The sequence below is a fragment of the Sandaracinobacter sp. genome, from assembly GCF_041909755.1.
Classification (GTDB): domain Bacteria; phylum Pseudomonadota; class Alphaproteobacteria; order Sphingomonadales; family Sphingomonadaceae; genus Sandaracinobacteroides.
This window is the reverse complement of record NZ_JAYRCW010000059.1, coordinates 1-16,599: the sequence shown is the minus strand read 5'-3', so window position 1 is coordinate 16,599 and position 16,599 is coordinate 1. Positions and strand designations below refer to the sequence as shown.

The following is a 16,599-nucleotide window of genomic DNA, read 5'->3' as shown; positions in this document are numbered from 1 at the left end:
TCTGGGCCGTGCTGGCCGGCCTTATTCCGCCGGAGGACCGGGCGATGGTGGAAGAGCTTGATCGCCGCTCCCGCGCAGGCGGGGCAGCGGCAGCCGGTTGAGAAGAGAGGTCAGGCCCGGCAGACCCAGCAGGTCCGGGCTGGGCCCGTTCCGTTCCGCAGTTTCGGCCCGTTCGAGCAGCCGATCGAGTTCCGCCATCGTCGCGGCCATGTCCGGGCTTTCATCCTTCGCCCATGCCCTGAAGGCCTGAACGCAGAGGCCGGCCAGCACGGCAAGGCGCAGCCGACCGCGCACGCCGCCCACATCGATGCCCGCGGCCTGCGCCAGCCTGCGCACATGAAAGGCGCCGTTGCCGCCAATCAGCATCAGTACGGCGGGATCCCGGCTCGCCCAGATGGCGAGCGCTGCGGCCCGGCGGTCCTGCAGGGCGTCAAATCCCTGCATCAGGCCATCGAACAGCCGGTCCCGCACAGAGCCTTCCGTTCCCCGCGCACCGGCCAGGGCAGATTCGGCGACATGAGCCTGGAACGCCGCAACCGCATCCAGGCGGTCCCCAAGGCGCCGCGTCAGTTCGCCCGGCTCGATGCCCGCCCGCTCTGCCGCGCCATCACCGGTCGCCCGCCGCCAGCCGCGATCCGCGATTTCCGCAAGCCAGGCATCCCGCAGGGAAGCCGGATCCGGTGTCACAGCAGCAGCCCCTGCGGCGGCGGCGATGCAATCCCGCCGCGCGTCTGTTCGCCTTCCGCCGCGGCGGCCAGCTGGCGTGATCGCTCCGTGGCGGCCCGAACGGTCGAACGCATCAGGCTGCTCAGCAGCCCGTCTCCGTCCAGCCGCTGGAGCCCGGCCGCCGTCGTGCCGTTCGGGCTGGTCACCTGCTCCCTGAGCCGCGAGGGCGGAAGATCGGATTGCGCGGCAAGCGCCGCGGCTCCGACGACGGTTTCAAGCGCGAGTGTCCGCGCCATCGCCGACGGCAGGCCCACCGCCTCCCCGGCGTCGGCCATCGCCTCGATGAAGCGGAACAGATAGGCCGGGCCGGACCCGGAAAGCCCTGTCACCGCATCGAACTGCTCTTCGGCATCCAGCCAGATCAGGCGACCAGCTGCGTCCGCCATCCACTCGACGGCCGCCCGGGCATCGGCTCTGGCATTCTCCGTGAACAGCGCTGTCATGCCCTTGCCGATTCTGGCCGGCGTGTTCGGCATCATCCGGACAATGGATGCGTTCGCAAACACATCCTGCAACGTGCTGATCCGGACACCGGCCAGCATCGAAAGCACCGGCGCCTCCCCGCTGTGGGCGGCGATTGAAGGGCCGATATCCGCCAGCATCTGCGGCTTGATGCCAAGCACCAGCATCGTGGGCGGGCCTGACAGCGCAAGCGCCGCGCCGGCGTCCTTCACCAGGGCGCCTGCAAAACCGGCCGGAAGCCCGCCTGGCTTCGGGTCAATCACGGTGACGGCGGCCGGCGCAAGGCCGAATTCGATCCAGCGCGTCAGCAGCGCCCCACCCATCGCGCCGCATCCCACCAGCCACAATCGCGACAGCAGGGGTGGAACCGGATCTGGCTCGAAATGAAACATTCCACATTCCTAGTGACGGAAGGTGGCATGGGCAAGACGAGCCGTTAACGATTGGCCGGAAAGGAGAATCTTCAGGCGGCGCTTGTCGGCCGATATCGCAGGATGCGCAGGCCCGGCGAATGGGCGCCCGCAGCCCGCCGCATTTGCATTTCACCAGAGTTTCACAAGATCGGGCCAGAATCCGGGCGCCCGCCTTGACCCGGCCGGGCCGTTCGGTCAGGGAGGCGCGCGAGTGGAGGGCGCATGCCCGGAAATCCTGTCAATCATTGACCGAAAGATCGGTGAAACAGTGAATATTTTGACAGCCCCGGACCTGCCGGATCGGAAATTGTTTGCGGGGGCCCGCGTCCGTCGCCTGCGCACCGGGCTGGGCCTCACCCAAAGCCGGATGGCGGCGGATCTGGGCCTTTCGGTTTCCTATCTCAACCTGCTCGAACACAACCAGCGTCCGCTGACAGCCGCCGTGCTGCTGAAGCTTGCCGATGCCTATGATATCGATGTGCGCCTGTTCACGGCGGCTGACACGGATCGCAGAGCAGCCGACGTCGCCGATGCCCTGCAAAGGGCCGGAATTCAGCCCGGCCGCTCTGACGTCCGCGAGTTCACGGAACAATTTCCGGATATCGCCAACGCCCTGCTGCGACTCGCACATGCAGGAACCGGCGAAACCGGTGCAAACGACATGGCGCGAGAGGCCGCCCCCTCCCCGCTCGAGCTGGTGCGATCCCATTTGCTGGACCGCGGAAACCACTTCGCCGACCTCGATTCCGGGGCGGAGGCGCTGGCCGACGAGCTGCGCCTGTCTGGCCAGCCGCTGGATGCCGCCGTCCATGAACGGCTCGCGGCGCGGCACGGCCTGAAGGTGCGGGTTCTGCCCTGGGATGTCATGCCTGACCGGCTGCGCCGCCACGATCATCACAACCGGCAGATCCTGCTGTCGGAGGTGCTGGACGGGGCATCGCGCACCTTCCAGCTGTGTGTCCAGCTCGCCCAGCTGGAGGCGAAGGCGGAAATCGAAGCCGAACTGGAGTCCGCGGCCGATCTGCTGGCGCCTGCTGGCCCGGTCGCCCGGCAACTGCTGGCGGCAAATCTCGCGGGCTATTGGGCGGCGGCTCTGATGATGCCCTACGGCCGGTTCCACGCCGCCGCTGAATCGCTCGGCTACGACATGGAGCTGCTGCAGGCGCGCTTTTCCGCCGGATTCGAGCAGGTCGCCCACCGGCTGACCACGCTTCAGCGACCCGGGATGCGGGGCATCCCCTTCATGCTGTTGCGCACGGATCGCGCCGGCCAGATTTCGAAACGCTTCGCCGCCGGCCGGCTGCCGTTCGCGACCCGGGGCGGCCAGTGCCCCCTGTGGATCCTTCACGAGGCGTTCGAGCAGCCCGGACGGATTCTCGCCCAGGTGGCCGAGGTGGAGGGCGGCGAGCGGCTGTTCACCATCGCCCGCACCGTGCGGCCGCAGATCACGCCCTGGGGGGCTGAACGCCCCCGCTTTGCAATTGCGCTGGCCTGTGCGCTCGATCATGCGCGCGGCCTTGTCTATGCGGGCGGCGTCGATCTTTCCGGGCATCCCGCCGTTCCGATCGGCCATGGCTGCACCGCCTGCGCCCGGCAGGATTGCCGCCAGCGATCTGCGCCGCCGATGGGCGCCACCCTTCATATCGATCAGCAAGGCCGGGGGCTCGCCCCCTATGGCTTCACCCCGACCAACACAGGAGACATGCGAGCATGATGAGCGGCATCGAGATCAAGGGCGAACTGAAGCCCGGCTATGACAGCATCCTGACGGAACAGGCGCTCGTCTTCATCGCGCAGCTGCATCGCATGTACGAGCCCACGCGCCAGTCCCTGCTGCGCGCCCGCGCGGATCGCCGCCGCTGGTGGGCCGAAGGCAACGCGCTGGATTTCGCACCCGAAACCTCGTCCGTGCGCGACGGAGACTGGAAGATCGCCGGTACGCCCGCCGACCTGCAGGACAGGCGGGTGGAAATCACCGGCCCCTGCGACCGCAAGATGGTGATCAACGCCCTGAATTCCGGGGCCAAATGCTTCATGGCCTGCCTGGAAGACGCCACCTCCCCCACCTGGGACAATGTCGTCGACGGGCAGATCAACCTGCGGGATGCGGCCGCCGGCACGATCAGCCTGGAGGACAAGGGCAAGACCTATCGTCTGAACGACAAGACCGCCGTGCTGATCTGCCGCCCGCGCGGCTGGCACCTGCCAGAGGCGCATCTGGAGGTCGACGGCGAGGAAGTGTCGGGCGCGATCTTCGATTTCGCGCTCTATTTCTTCCACAATGCCCGCGCGCTGCGGGCAAAGGGCTCAGGCCCCTATTTCTACCTGCCGAAGATGGAACATTATCTGGAAGCCCGGCTGTGGAACAACATCTTCGTGACGGCGCAATCCATCCTGGGGCTGCCTCTGGGCACCATCAAATCCACGGTGCTGATCGAAACCCTGCCCGGCGCATTCATGGCAGACGAGATCCTCTATGAACTGCGGGACCATATCGTCGCGCTGAACTGCGGCCGCTGGGACTATATCTTCAGCTATATCAAGAGCCTGAGCCACGATACCACGAAGATCCTGCCGGATCGCGCGGCGGTGAACATGACGGTGCCGTTCATGGCGAAATATGCCGCCCATGTGGTGCGCACCTGCCACCGGCGCGGCGCGCACGCGATGGGCGGCATGTCCGCCTTCATTCCGGTGAAGGACGACGAGGCGAAGAACCAGGCCGCCTTCGCCGCCGTGAAGGCAGACAAGGAACGGGAAGCGACGCTGGGCCACGACGGCACCTGGGTTGCGCACCCCGGCCTTGTCGCGGTTGCGATGGAGGTATTCGACCGGCTGATGCCGGCGGCCAACCAGCTTTCCAAGATGCCGGAAGGCACGGCCTCGGCTGATGACCTCACCACGCCCAGCGAAGGCCCGAAATCGGCCGCCGGCCTTGCGATGAACGTGAACGTCGCCATCGGCTATATCGCTGCCTGGCTGCGCGGCCAGGGCGCGGTGCCGCTGCACAACATGATGGAGGACGCCGCCACCGCCGAGATCAGCCGCGCCCAGCTGTGGCAATGGCGCCACCACGGCGTCAGCCTGGACGACGGCACGAAGGTGACGGGCGCCCTCATCAACGACGAGATCAAGGCCCAGCTGAAGGTCTGGAAGGATATGGTGGGGGACAATTTCTACGAGGCGGGGAAATACCGGGAAGCCGCCACCATTCTTTCGGATCTGGTGATGGCAAGGGACCTGCCCGACTTCCTGACGACGCCCTGCTACCGCAAGTTCTTGGCGGGTTGAATCAGGCCGGGAGGCGCGCCTCAAGCCGCTCGACGATATCCGTATAGCGCTCGAGGATCTGTGGCCACATGAAGTCTTCCCGGCAGCGTGCGTGCGCATTGGCGATCATGCCTTCGCGTTCCGCCGCTGCCGGAAGCCCCCTCATGAGCGCCCCAAGCTGTTCAGCGTCTTCAAAGAACAGGCCACCATCGCCCAGAACCCAACGGTTGAAGACATTGTCGTGGGCCACGACAAGAGCACCTGCGGCCATCGCCTCGATCAGCGAGGGGTTCGTGCCGCCGACACTGTGTCCGTGAAGATAGCAGGATGCGCGCGCCCGCAGGGCATCCAGAACCGCAGCATCATAGATCGGCCCCGCAAAATGGGCTTCCGAAAAATCAGACATCAATTGCCGGCCATAGTCCGTGGACTCAAAGTTCCCGACAATGATGACGGGGGTTCCCCCACCGGACGCCCGCCACCCCTCCAGCAACAGGCGAATCTGATTTTCCGGTTCCGGCCGGGCGATGATCAGGTGAAATGGCCGACCGGCAAACGCGTCCAGAATGGGGTGGCGGGCATCGGACGTCCCCGCATCCGTCTTGATGTCGACGCCGTAGGCGACCATTTCCGAAGGAACGCCGAATCTCTGCTGCAGGGAATTTGCGATCTCCGGATGGTCGGAGATCAGCACATCGCCATATTTGGCAGCCTTCAGTTCATTGATTTTCAGCCATTTTCTGGCGGCAGGGCTCCACTTTGCCCGCATCCATTCGATGCCGTCCATATTGACGCAATGCGGAATTCCGCGCCCCGAGAGCAGAGCGCCGTGAAGGATGGCCGTTCCATACCCGAACACCAGCGCGACTGAGCCGGGCTTCACCTTGATCATGCTTTCGACATCATAGGCGATCGTGCCCACCGGCCCGGGCAGCCGCCTCCGGATGAAATGCCGTTCCACCCCACGCCATTGATCGTTCCGGATGTCGGGCGCGTCTGCCTCGCAAAACACCGTCACCCGGCGGCCGGTAGAGACCAGATGCGGCGCCAGAACCTCGACCAGTCGTTCGAAGCCACCGTAACGGTTGGGAATTCCGCGAACGCTGATGATTGCCACGTCTGCCATGTTGTTCCGTTCCAGAATATTCGGTTCAAAGTTGGATGGGCGAGAATGCGGGAATCAGATGTCTGGCACATCAGTGCCGCTTCACGGCAATCCTTGAAACAGGCCCATACCGCCCCCTCAGCAAATCTGAGGCGACGCGTGCAAGCCCTGCGCAGGTGCCGACGAACCAGCGAACCGGTGAGGATGTCCGCAGGCTCCGCAGCCATACCCTGCGAGCCCGAAACTCTCCTTTGCGCATCCGCCAGACCGCTTCTGACAGGCCACCGGCAGCGCCCTGGCTGCGATCGACGCCCGCGAGCACATCGGGAAGGTACCGGACGTCCATTCCGGGTTTGGCATAGTGCATCAGGAAGCCCCAATCCTCTGAATGGCGCATGCCCGGCACGCCCAGGCAGAGCCGACGCCGGATCGCAAGCGCCGGCGTGGGTACGGGATTCATGAATGCAATGAGCATGTGGAAGGGCACAAGCCATTGAATCTTCTCGCTCCAGACCATTCCGATCCGTGCTTCGCGCGGCATCCTTTCGATGGCGTGGAACAAGATATCGAATCCCCCATCATCGATCTGGGCCAACAGGAGGTCGATCTTCTGCTCGAAAAACCAGTCATCCGAATCCAGAAAGGCCAGATGACTGAACCCTGCCCGCCGGATACCCAGATTTCGCGCCGACATTGGCCCGGAATTTCGATGCAGTCGAAATGATCTCACCTGAACGCCATGCCTGTTCCTGTCCGGAAGGAAGCTTGCAAGTGGCCGGGGGGACAGATCATCCACAACCAGTATCTCGACGTCTTTCGGTCGACAGGTTTTCACTGAATTGATTGCACGAAGCAATTGCTCTTCTCGACCAAAGGCGGGAATCACAACCGATATCCCTGCTGGCTTCGATTTCCGATCATGCATAGAAGGGGATCAACCGCATGTAGGAGGCACCTTGGCTCCACCCCACCAGGATCAGGGCGTTGCCGGCCCATGTCCAGCCGAACTGCCAGCCAAATGACCTCGGCTGAACATCTGCTCCGACCAGAAGGCTGAGCCAGAGCACGATCGGATACACGCCATAGATGTAGCGATAGCCGAACCAGGGAATGGCGAGGAACGGAATGCAGGTGAACGCCAGACGCAGGGCCACCTGATAATTCGGATGCGTCCAGATCGCTTGCAGCCCCTGCTTGCCCGATGCGGCCAGCAGGGGTGCGCCAAGCGCGACCAGAACGCATGACGCGGCCAGCAGCCTGATCCAGATCTCATCCGATTCATGGCCAAGGTATTTCTCGATTTCGTAGAGCAGAGGCTCCAGCAGGATCAGCGCGTTGCCGGTCACGAGCGACACTACGATGACGAGTGTGACGGCCAGGAATCCCAGCAGGAACCAGTGCCAGCGAAACGTTGCACCCCAGGCGGCGGCCAGCACAAGAGCTGCGCTGTTGTGCAGCAGGGCGGCCACCGCGGCTGCCAGCGCCGAACCTGCCTTTGTCCGGGAATAGAGCGCGACGGCAATCAGTGCGGCACCAACAGACAGGCTCTGCCTCATGGCGTTCGTCAGCAGTTCGAACCCGACGAGAGAAAACAGCAGAAGACCCAGAAAGGCGGCCTTGTGCGCCCGCTTTTCCGGCGCCAGCAAGATCAGACCCAGGACAAGGACCGCCCAGGACAGCGGCAACAGCACCGGCGTGCAGGCGCCAAGCATACCGAAATTGAGGAGATAGATCGCCGCATCATAGCTTGGTCCCTGATCCGGAAGTTCCTGTCCCGCGCACCAGGCTTCGAAGAGCGCGGCATAGGCCCTTGTATCGACACCAAACGACAGACTGCGGGTCGAAACCAGAAGCAGGACGACGGCAGCGATGACAGCACCCGTCGCCCCCGCCGTCCAGACCGCTCTGCCTTCGGGCTCTATCCTGAATGCGGCAACGATTGCGAACGAAGCCCCGGCCAGCAGGGACGCCAGCATGAGAAGCAGGATGATCTGACCGACATACACGCCTGCTGACGCAATCTTCAGGCCTGCGCGACGCCGCGTTGCACTGCGTCCTGCATGAAGCCGATGCTCATCAGCAAGGCCTTGGTGCCTTCGACGTCAAGCCGCTGTGTATTGTGGCTGGAATACTCCTCGGCGACCGTGGTTTCGGGGCTACCGCTCACAAGATATTGGTGATAATTCAATGACCTGGTGTCTGCGGGAACACGGAAGTATCTGCCCATGTCGGTCGCTTTCGCCATTTCCTCCCGGGATACCAGGACTTCATAGATTTTCTCGCCATGGCGGGTGCCGATGATGTTCACGGGAACTTCCCGGCCCAGCAGTTCCATGATGGCCCGGGCCAGGGTTGCCACCGTCGAAGCGGGCGCCTTCTGAACAAAGAGGTCGCCATTTTCGCCATGCTCGAAGGCATGAAGGACCAGTTCAACGGAATCCTCCAGGCTCATCAGAAACCGCGTCATGCCCGGGTCGGTGATCGTGAGAGGCTTTCCAGCCAGAATCTGCTCCACAAACAGCGGGATGACCGACCCGCGGGAGGCCATGACATTGCCATAGCGCGTCAGGCAGAATGTGCTGCCCTCCCCGCCCCTGACCGACTGACGCGCATTGGCCTGAACAAGCTTTTCCATCAACGCCTTGGTCATCCCCATCGCATTGATCGGATAGACTGCCTTGTCGGTGGAAAGCAGGATGGCGCGCGCCACATTCTGCTCCCGTGCGGCGTTGATGAGATTTCGCGCGCCCAGAACATTGGTCTGAATGGCCTGCTCCGGGTAAAATTCACACGCAGGAACCTGCTTGAGCGCCGCCGCATGAAACACGAAATCCACGCCAGCCAAAGCCCTTCGAATAGAGTCGAAGTCCCTGACATCCCCAATGATAAATTTCAGCTTGTCCGACCCAAATGCCAGACGCATATCGTCCTGCTTTTTTTCGTCTCTGGAGAATATCAGCACTTCACCGATGTCAGACGACAGAAATCGTTGCAGGACCGCATTTCCAAACGAACCCGTTCCACCCGTAATGAGCAAGCGCTTGTTATTCAGTAGAAGTGTCATGAATCTCGCTTTCAGCTTGCTGACTGGCGTTCACCCAATCTGGCGTAGAACGCATGCATGTTTTCGATCATGTCTGGCCATGAAGCCGGCTCCCATCCGATGCGCGATCGCAGCCTAGACGAATCAAGGGATCTGTCGATGATGACCGAAGCATCCGCTTCGATGCTGATGTCATGTCTCTTCCAGGCGCCTTGAACCAGCTTCAGCAGGCTGAATTTGTCGATCGCGGAAGCGGAATAGTGCCAGAGGCCGGAAAGGTCGTGTTGATCAAGGATGTGATCGGAAATGAACTGGCCGACAGCATTGACCGGAAAACCCGAGAATACAGCCTTTGAATAGCCTTTCGTCGAACCGGTCTGTCCAAGAAACCAATCCACGAGTGACCCGTTGGGCTGCATCCCCATCCCTATGATCGATGTCCGCAGCACAAGGCTGTTGGCCCCGTCAGGCTCGCCAAGGAATTTGGACTGGCCATAGGCATCCCCGGCGTCGGGGATGTCGGCTTCTGAATAGTTGCCTTGCAGACCGGAAAACACGCAATCCGTACTGAAATGGATCAGCCGGACCCCGAGTTCAGCCAGCTGCATCTGCAGACGCCTCGGAAACACGGAATTGATCCGATACAGAAGATCCAGGTCTGCAACGCCGGGAACCTGCTTGATAACGCCGGCCGCGTTGATGACCGTCCGCGCTCCGGTTGCCCGAACGAGATCCAGCAAGCCATCCGACTTCGCGATATCGATGCCAGCGGCATAGCGAAGCCCTGAGCTCCATGGATGCGTCGGCACCGGCCCCCGCACCGTCCCCAGGGTGTCAATCCCCTTGTCAGACAGCACTCTGTGCAGGGCGAATCCCAGCATGCCGTTTGCGCCGACTATGATGACGGTCATGCGTCCTCCAGATATCGCGCAACGATCTGGCTTGCCGTTGCGATGTCTGCTGCGTCGGCACTGATCACACCGGCTGGCGGCCTTATCCTTCGGCCGATCCTGCCACCAAGCTGCATCGCCTGGCCGAACACCACCCGGGCAAGCTGCAGGGCAAGACCAGAGGTGGTTGCCGCCCCATTCTGCCGGACTGCACCCATCGTTTCCCGCCACCGGTCTGGGTGCTTTACCAGAAGAAGCGCATAGTACCAGTTGAAGGGGAAATCCTTCAGATCAGCCGGATGGGCATTTGCAATTGCACTGAGCGTTGCCTGCCCCCAGACCGTTTCGACGCTGAAGAAGGCCGGAATCTCTGCCGGCCAGTTCGTACCGCGATATCGCTGCATGTGCGGGTCGGACCACAGATCGCCCTTGTGCTGATGCATGGCGCTTCGCCCGGCATTGCTGCCGGCTGACTGGCCCGAAATCGTGAGCGGGTTGTCCACCACGGCATGGCGCTTCGAAACCATCGAAGCAAAGTAGGAAAAGGACACGTCCGGGCTTACACCGTCAAAGCACTGCCCAAACCGGCTCCGCATTTCTTCAAGAACAAACCGGGATACGATTCCATGATAGACACGAGGCAGCGTCCCGCACCCTTGGCCGGCATTTCGAAGAAACTTCTTTCTCTCGCCAACGAGGTCGGCATCAGAAGCTCCATTCGTTCCGATCAAAAGCTGAAGCCGGCCAGAATCTCTGTCGCCGAAATATATCGATTTCACATCCGGCCAATTATACATGACATATCTGTCAACTCGATTTGTGATCGAGGTATAGTTATCGCGCGCAGCCCGGCTGACCCATTGAAACAGACTGGGCGTTACGCCATCATCGTCGCCAATCATGCACACAAAATCCCGCCGCGCTTCCAGAACAGCGGCTTCGAAGCATTGCGTCATGTTGAAACTGCTGTCTCCCTGCACGATCCGCACCCGCGGATCGTGTAAAGGATAGGCTTCGGTGGAGAAGTCTTCGCTGCTTTCGAACACCACCAGTTCAAAATCATGGTCAAACTTCAGCACTGCATTCACCGTAGCGGCGCATTGCTGAGGTCGATTCCGGGTCGGAATGATGATCGAAAGCGGGAATCTCATAAGGGGGCCTGCCTACGGGCGAAAAAACTCAGAAGCGCAAGGTCGATGATATTGCGCAGGCTCCAGGCCGCCGCGGCGCCCGCAGCGCCATAGACCAGCCCCAACTGGTAGGCAATCGCCAGAAACGGAAGCAGCTGACACAGATGCAGGATCGCGACCGTATCGGGCCGGGACGCGGCCAGAAGGCGCGTCAGCGGGATCTGCGCAAGCCCACCGGCCAGGAAGCCAACCATCAGAATGCGCAGAACGGTCGTGGACCCCTGCCGGAAATCCGGGCCAAGCCACAGATCCAGTATCTGCGGCGCCCAGATCAATCCGATTGCGACTGCCGGCAGCGAGGCAACGAGCAGCATCACGTAGGTCTGCCGAATGACGTCCCGGCGGGCAGCGTGATCGGCCGGCTGGGACAACTTCGGAAACAGGCTGCGCGTGATCGCCGTGGGGATCACAAGCAGGCGGAAAACGGCCTCTGCAGGCGCAGCATAAAAGCTGACGACTGCGGATCCGCGCGCCGCCGCAAGGATGAACCGGTCCAGATACCCCATCACAGGGCTCACGATCCCCGATACGGTAACCCAGCTCCCGAAGCCCACAAGACGGTGCAACGTCTCCCGGTCGAGCATGCGTATCGATAGTAGTCGCCAGAAATCCCGCCTGATCATTACAACCGCAAGAGAAATGAGCCGGCCAACCAGAAATCCCGCCATCGTTCCCGCAACCGATACTGAAATCACAGCTGCAACCGTTGCCGTCAAAATCGGAAGGGATCCCGATATGGCCCTTTGCAGATTGGCTTCGGCAAACTGCTGGGTGCCATCAAGATATCCCTGGGCACACAGGAAAATCAGCAAAGGCAGGATGGTCAGGGCCGTCAGCCTGAAGCCTGCAATGGCATCCAGCGCGTCCGGACCATCCAGACCCAGAACGCCGGTTACCAGCGGGCCAGCCGCCACCAGCAACAGCAGGCTGACGGCGACGCCCACAGCCGAAACCGTCAGCAATGCCGTGCTGAGCACCCGCAGCCTGGCTTCCCGGTCATCTGCCCGCTCTGCTACCAAGGCCACGACAGCGCGGGAAATCCCCATGTCGAGGACCCCGGCATAGCCAACCAGGGCGAGGATGAGCAGAAAAACCGAAAGTGACCCCGGCCCAAGCGTGCGAGCCAGCACGCCAAGACAGGGCAGCCCAATCAGGATGGGAATCGCCGCGCCACCCAGATTCAGCAGGCTATGGCGAAGATGTGCGCCTTTCCACATGTGTCAGCCCAGCACTGCAACGAACTCCTCGCCGCTGTCCGGCCGGATTGCGCGCCCGAACTGCAGGGCCCACGCCATCGGCACATGGACAAGCAGAACGGCTGCACGCCGGGGCAGCTGCCAGGGAATCAGGTTCGCCATGCTGCCAACGAACATCTCGGCACGCATGTCGTTCGACGTGCCGATCATGCGGATATCCATATCCGATGCCTCAGCCGCAAGGGTCAGGGCCGCCTTCGTCAGAATGTTCAGATGCCTCGGCGTTTCCCATCCGCGCCAGTTCCGTCCGAATGCACCCGACAACAGCGATACGCCGTTTGGCGTTCGCAGATAGATCATTCCGCCCGGCCGCCGCTGCGCTTTCAATTGCCGGAGCGTTTCAGGCACGTCCTCAACATGCGCGGTGTAAGCGGAATAGAATGTCGGAATCAGATCAGACTCCACAGGATCCGAGAAGGTCAGGCCACATTTCCGGCAGCGCCGATAGAGGAGCTGAACCGCTATCGCAGATTCCTTGTCGGGCGGCCCTTCCAGGGTTGGCACAACAGGTCCACTACACAGCTTGCAGCCCAGCATTTCCAAAGGTCCGCCCCACTATACCGCGTGTGCAGCATCGTTCCGGATATTCCGGACAAGTTGCGCAGACAGGCAGGCTAGGACAGCCAGCAGCAGACCAAGAACCACCGACGCCAGGATCACGAACACCGGCTTCGGAGTGGTAGGCCGGACGGACGCGATGATGCGACCCATCGGCTCAGCCGCAAACGGCACAGACGAACTCGCCATCATCCGCATCCGCTCCTGACTGGACAGGGCCTGCACGAGCGACTGCCGATATTCGGCAATCTCCACCTCTGTCAGTTTCCGCTCAAGGTAGGCCACATATTCCGTCGATCTCCTGAGCTCGCGCTTCCTGAGGTAATTGTCCGCCGCACTGTTGAGGACTGACAGAAGTCGCTTGGCCATTTCCGGATCAGGATCGTTGACGGCAATTGTCGTCACATTCGTCTTCTGGGATTCGATGATCGCCATATTCTTCTGCAGATGCCGCTGCACGTCAGCCGAATCCGGGGCGTGCCACGCCTGGACCGGAACACCCAGCAAACGTTTCGCGCCGTTCACGACGGCATCGAACGGGCCGGCATTCTGACGCCATTCGTTGGCCTCGGCATCCCAATTCCGGGCAAATATGTGCTGCATCAAGCGCTTATCGGCCACGACCGCGTCTGCGATATCGCGACTGCGCAGGGCCTCTGAATAGAGCGCGATCGGCGTGACCTGCTTGTCCCCCGGTAGGCTGATCCCGGCAAGCGAGGCAATGCCGCCAATACCGGACGGCAATTGCTGAGACGAATAGACTGCCGTAACCCTTAGCTCAGCAGTGTACTTGTAAGTCGAAAAATGAAGATACGCGATGCCAAGGGCAACAGAAGAAACAAAAACGGAAATAAAAATCAGTCGATATTTCAGGCAAACATTCAGAGTCCATGTCATCCAGTTCATGTGGCGCGCCTTGTTGTCCCAGATGGCAGAATGGACTGATTGGATTGCGAGGAATGTTTCTCGATGGTCGCCCGGCGATAGCCCAGGGGGGTCAATCTGGCAAGCAGCTGGCGCCGGCCTAGCGCCCCACCCATTTCCCAGGCCGCTTTTCCACGAACGCCGCCATGCCTTCCTTCTGGTCCTCGGTGCCGAACAGGCCGTGGAACAGGCGGCGTTCGAACAGCACGCCCTGCTGCAGCGTGGTTTCGAAGGCCACGTTCACCTGCTCCTTCACGGCGATTGCGGCCAGCGGCGGCATCGCAGCGATCGCCTCGGCGGTCTTCAGCGCTTCCGTCAGCAGGTCGGCGGCCGGCACCACCCGGGCGACCAGCCCCGCGCTTTCCGCTTCGGCGGCATCCATCATGCGCCCTGTCAGGCACATTTCCATCGCCTTCGCCTTGCCCACCGCGCGGGCCAGCCGCTGCGAGCCGCCCATGCCCGGCGTCACGCCCAGCTTGATTTCGGGCTGGCCGAACTTCGCGGTGTCGCCCGCGATGATGAAGTCGCACATCATCGCCAGTTCGCATCCGCCGCCCAGCGCATAGCCCGAAACCGCTGCGATCACCGGCTTGCGCGTGCGGGTGAACAGGTCATAGCCAGCGAAGAAATTGCTGCCGAACATGTCGCCAACGCCCTGCGGCGCCATTTCCTTGATGTCTGCCCCTGCGGCAAAGGCCTTCTCGCTGCCCGTCAGCACGGCGCAGCGCTGGGTATCGTCTGCGTCAAAGGCTGCGAACACCGCCAGCAGGTCAGCCAGCACCTGGCTGTTCAGCGCGTTCAGCGCTTGTGGACGGTTCAGCGTCACCAGGGTGACGGCGCCCTTCCGGTCCACCAGCAGCGTTTCATAGGCCATTGTCTTGTCCTTCATGTCTGATCCTGCCCTGCCACATCGCGAAGCGCGCCGCCAACAGAGGGGCCAGCCTGTCATAGCTCGCCCATGTGTCCGGCACGCTGTACGCATTCGGGGCGTCGGCAAAACTCTTGGCATAGTCAGGCAGATAGGATGGATCGCCATCCTCATGCCCATCCTCGTCATACAGGTAATAGGCCGTCGCGAACGCATTGCCCGCCACGGACAGGTCTTCCGACATCAGCTTTCCGTCGCAAGCCGCCATGAACCATTCGCCGGGTGTCTGCGCGCGCTGCGTCAGTCCGCCAAACTCCCCGGCGTGCCGTTCGCCGCCCTGCCCGTTCAGCAGCATCCAGGCCAGGAACAGCCCGATGTGCGTGCCCCCGGCTTCGGGCGGAAGATCGACGGGAAAGTCGCCGCCGGAATGCCAGCTCGCGTCATCATAGATCATCCCGGCAGCCCCACCGCGCGGCGCACTGCCCGCGCCACGCAATCGGCAGCGCGGGTGCCCAGCTCCGCCAGCAGCAGGGGCTCGACCCGCGCCGGGCTTTCGGCGGACAGGCTCATGGCGAACAGAACATCGCCATCGAAGGGGGTGTGGATGGGCCGGATCACGCGGGCAAGACCATCATGGGCCATCATCGCCACCCGTTTCGCGGCCGGGCGCGTCAACGGCCGGTCGGTCACGATCGCCCCGATGCAGGTGTGCCCCTCGCCGTAGACCGCCCTGCCCGCCAGCTTCGGCATCGGCACGGGGCCTGTCAGCGGCGGCTCCCCCGCCTCCACCTCCCCGAAGCAGTTCACCGCCACCAGCGCCGCCACCTGCCCGCCGCCATCCAGGTCGGCGCGTGCCAGGCCGATCCCGCCCGCCCGGCTGCCGGGGCGCGCGCCGAACGCCGCCCCGACAGGGCCTTCTGCATCCCCGGTCGCGGCCGCCGCATACGCGTCTCGCGCGAGCCGGCGATAGGGCGAATCTCCGCCCCCGGCACGCGCCCAGCCCTTGTCTCCGCCATTCGCCAGATCGAACAGGATGGCTGACGGGATCACCGGCACCGCCACCTCTGCCGTCACGGGCAGGCCGATGCCGTCCCGCGCCATCAGCAGCGCCAGTTCGGATGCCGCCTCCAGCCCGAAGACGGAGCCGCCCGCCAGCACAAGGCCATGGACGCGCTCGACGAGCGTGGTCGGCTCCAGCGCGTCGGTTTCGCGCGTGCCGGGCCCGCCCCCGCGCACGTCAACGCCCATCACCACGGGGCTGTCAGGCACCAGCACGGTCACGCCCGTGCGCGACTGCGCGCAATGGGCATGGCCGATGCGAAGACCCGGCAGCATCAGCCCTTTTCCAGGCCGCAGATTCCCGGGGCTGTCACAGGAAGCCGACTGCGTCCCTGACTTCGCGCATCGTCTCCCGCGCGACCAGCCGCGCCGCTTCGGCGCCTTCTTCCAGGGCCCGGTCGATCGCGGCCGGGTCCGCCAGCAGCTCGCGATAACGGTCGTTCATGGGGGCGAGCTTGTCCACCAGCAGATCGGCGAGCGCCGGCTTGAACTGGCCGAAGCCCTGCCCGCCGAACTCTTCCAGCACCGCGGCCATCGTCCGGCCGGACAGCGTGGCATAGATTTCCACCAGATTGCGCGCTTCCAGCCGCCCTTCCAGCCCCTTCACGTCCGAAGGCAGCGGCTCCGGGTCGGTCTTGGCGCGCTTCACCTTGTTCCGGATCTCGTCTGCGCCATCCACCAGGTTGATGCGGCTCTGGTCGGAAGGATCGGATTTGGACATCTTCGCCGTTCCATCGCGCAGGGATTTCACCCGCAGCGCCTCGGGCGGCATGATGGGCTCCGGCAGCGGAAACAGCTCGACGCCGAAGTCGTTGTTGAACTTCGTCGCCGTGTC

Annotated in this window: 16 protein-coding genes and 1 pseudogene; 2 read left to right on the top strand and 15 right to left on the bottom strand. The window is 62.9% G+C overall.

Annotated features, from left to right (window positions below):
• Positions 1-21 precede the first annotated feature (21 nt).
• Both ACE3O8_RS09145 and proC read right to left on the bottom strand, forming a co-directional pair.
• Positions 22-687: a hypothetical protein gene (locus ACE3O8_RS09145; protein ID WP_374388994.1), complete on the bottom strand. Its 666-nt coding sequence runs from the start codon at positions 685-687 to the stop codon at positions 22-24.
• Positions 684-1,580, bottom strand: a complete 897-nt coding sequence (gene proC / locus ACE3O8_RS09140) for a pyrroline-5-carboxylate reductase (protein WP_374388992.1) — start codon at positions 1,578-1,580, stop codon at positions 684-686. The genes ACE3O8_RS09145 and proC overlap by 4 nt, the downstream gene beginning before the upstream one ends.
• A 298-nt stretch (positions 1,581-1,878) precedes the next feature.
• Between proC and ACE3O8_RS09135 the strand changes: the two genes are divergently transcribed.
• Entirely contained in the window at positions 1,879-3,315 is a 1,437-nt protein-coding gene (locus tag ACE3O8_RS09135; RefSeq protein ID WP_374388990.1) for a short-chain fatty acyl-CoA regulator family protein, read from the top strand.
• Entirely contained in the window at positions 3,315-4,892 is a 1,578-nt protein-coding gene (gene aceB / locus ACE3O8_RS09130; RefSeq protein WP_374388988.1) for a malate synthase A, read from the top strand. Before ACE3O8_RS09135 ends, aceB begins: the two co-directional genes overlap by 1 nt.
• Before the next feature lies 1 nt (position 4,893).
• On the opposite strand, the gene ACE3O8_RS09125 is transcribed toward aceB, so the two are convergent.
• From ACE3O8_RS09125 to ACE3O8_RS09065, 13 genes and pseudogenes are all read right to left on the bottom strand, one after another.
• The gene (locus ACE3O8_RS09125) at positions 4,894-5,997 is read right to left on the bottom strand and encodes a DUF1972 domain-containing protein (protein WP_374388987.1); all 1,104 of its coding nucleotides are present in this window, start codon (positions 5,995-5,997) and stop codon (positions 4,894-4,896) included.
• A gap of 70 nt (positions 5,998-6,067) precedes the next feature.
• Positions 6,068-6,862, bottom strand: a complete 795-nt coding sequence (locus tag ACE3O8_RS09120) for a glycosyltransferase family 2 protein (RefSeq protein ID WP_374388985.1) — start codon at positions 6,860-6,862, stop codon at positions 6,068-6,070.
• A 31-nt stretch (positions 6,863-6,893) separates the two neighbouring features.
• Positions 6,894-7,982: an EpsG family protein gene (locus ACE3O8_RS09115; RefSeq protein ID WP_374388983.1), complete on the bottom strand. Its 1,089-nt coding sequence runs from the start codon at positions 7,980-7,982 to the stop codon at positions 6,894-6,896.
• Positions 7,983-7,999: 17 nt separating this feature from the next.
• Entirely contained in the window at positions 8,000-9,040 is a 1,041-nt protein-coding gene (locus ACE3O8_RS09110) for a polysaccharide biosynthesis protein (RefSeq protein ID WP_374388981.1), read from the bottom strand.
• 11 nt (positions 9,041-9,051) lie between these two features.
• Entirely contained in the window at positions 9,052-9,930 is an 879-nt protein-coding gene (locus ACE3O8_RS09105; protein WP_374388979.1) for a dTDP-4-dehydrorhamnose reductase family protein, read from the bottom strand.
• Positions 9,927-11,060 carry a glycosyltransferase family 2 protein gene (locus ACE3O8_RS09100; RefSeq protein WP_374388977.1) on the bottom strand — a complete coding sequence of 378 codons (1,134 nt, stop codon included), beginning with the start codon at positions 11,058-11,060 and terminating at the stop codon, positions 9,927-9,929. The genes ACE3O8_RS09105 and ACE3O8_RS09100 overlap by 4 nt, the downstream gene beginning before the upstream one ends.
• Positions 11,057-12,316: a flippase gene (locus ACE3O8_RS09095; protein WP_374388975.1), complete on the bottom strand. Its 1,260-nt coding sequence runs from the start codon at positions 12,314-12,316 to the stop codon at positions 11,057-11,059. Before ACE3O8_RS09095 ends, ACE3O8_RS09100 begins: the two co-directional genes overlap by 4 nt.
• Positions 12,317-12,319: 3 nt before the next feature.
• Positions 12,320-12,892: a methyltransferase domain-containing protein gene (locus ACE3O8_RS09090; protein ID WP_374388973.1), complete on the bottom strand. Its 573-nt coding sequence runs from the start codon at positions 12,890-12,892 to the stop codon at positions 12,320-12,322.
• 18 nt (positions 12,893-12,910) lie between these two features.
• Positions 12,911-13,819, bottom strand: a complete 909-nt coding sequence (locus ACE3O8_RS09085) for a hypothetical protein (protein ID WP_374388971.1) — start codon at positions 13,817-13,819, stop codon at positions 12,911-12,913.
• Positions 13,820-13,937: 118 nt separating this feature from the next.
• Complete coding sequence (locus ACE3O8_RS09080) at positions 13,938-14,711, bottom strand: enoyl-CoA hydratase (RefSeq protein ID WP_374388996.1); 774 nt, start codon at positions 14,709-14,711, stop codon at positions 13,938-13,940.
• The gene (locus ACE3O8_RS09075) at positions 14,701-15,159 is read right to left on the bottom strand and encodes a hypothetical protein (protein WP_374388969.1); all 459 of its coding nucleotides are present in this window, start codon (positions 15,157-15,159) and stop codon (positions 14,701-14,703) included. The genes ACE3O8_RS09080 and ACE3O8_RS09075 overlap by 11 nt, the downstream gene beginning before the upstream one ends.
• The gene (locus ACE3O8_RS09070; RefSeq protein ID WP_374388967.1) at positions 15,156-16,040 is read right to left on the bottom strand and encodes a P1 family peptidase; all 885 of its coding nucleotides are present in this window, start codon (positions 16,038-16,040) and stop codon (positions 15,156-15,158) included. The genes ACE3O8_RS09075 and ACE3O8_RS09070 overlap by 4 nt, the downstream gene beginning before the upstream one ends.
• A 34-nt stretch (positions 16,041-16,074) precedes the next feature.
• Positions 16,075-16,599, bottom strand: a pseudogene (locus ACE3O8_RS09065) (tryptophan--tRNA ligase); the annotation flags it as partial.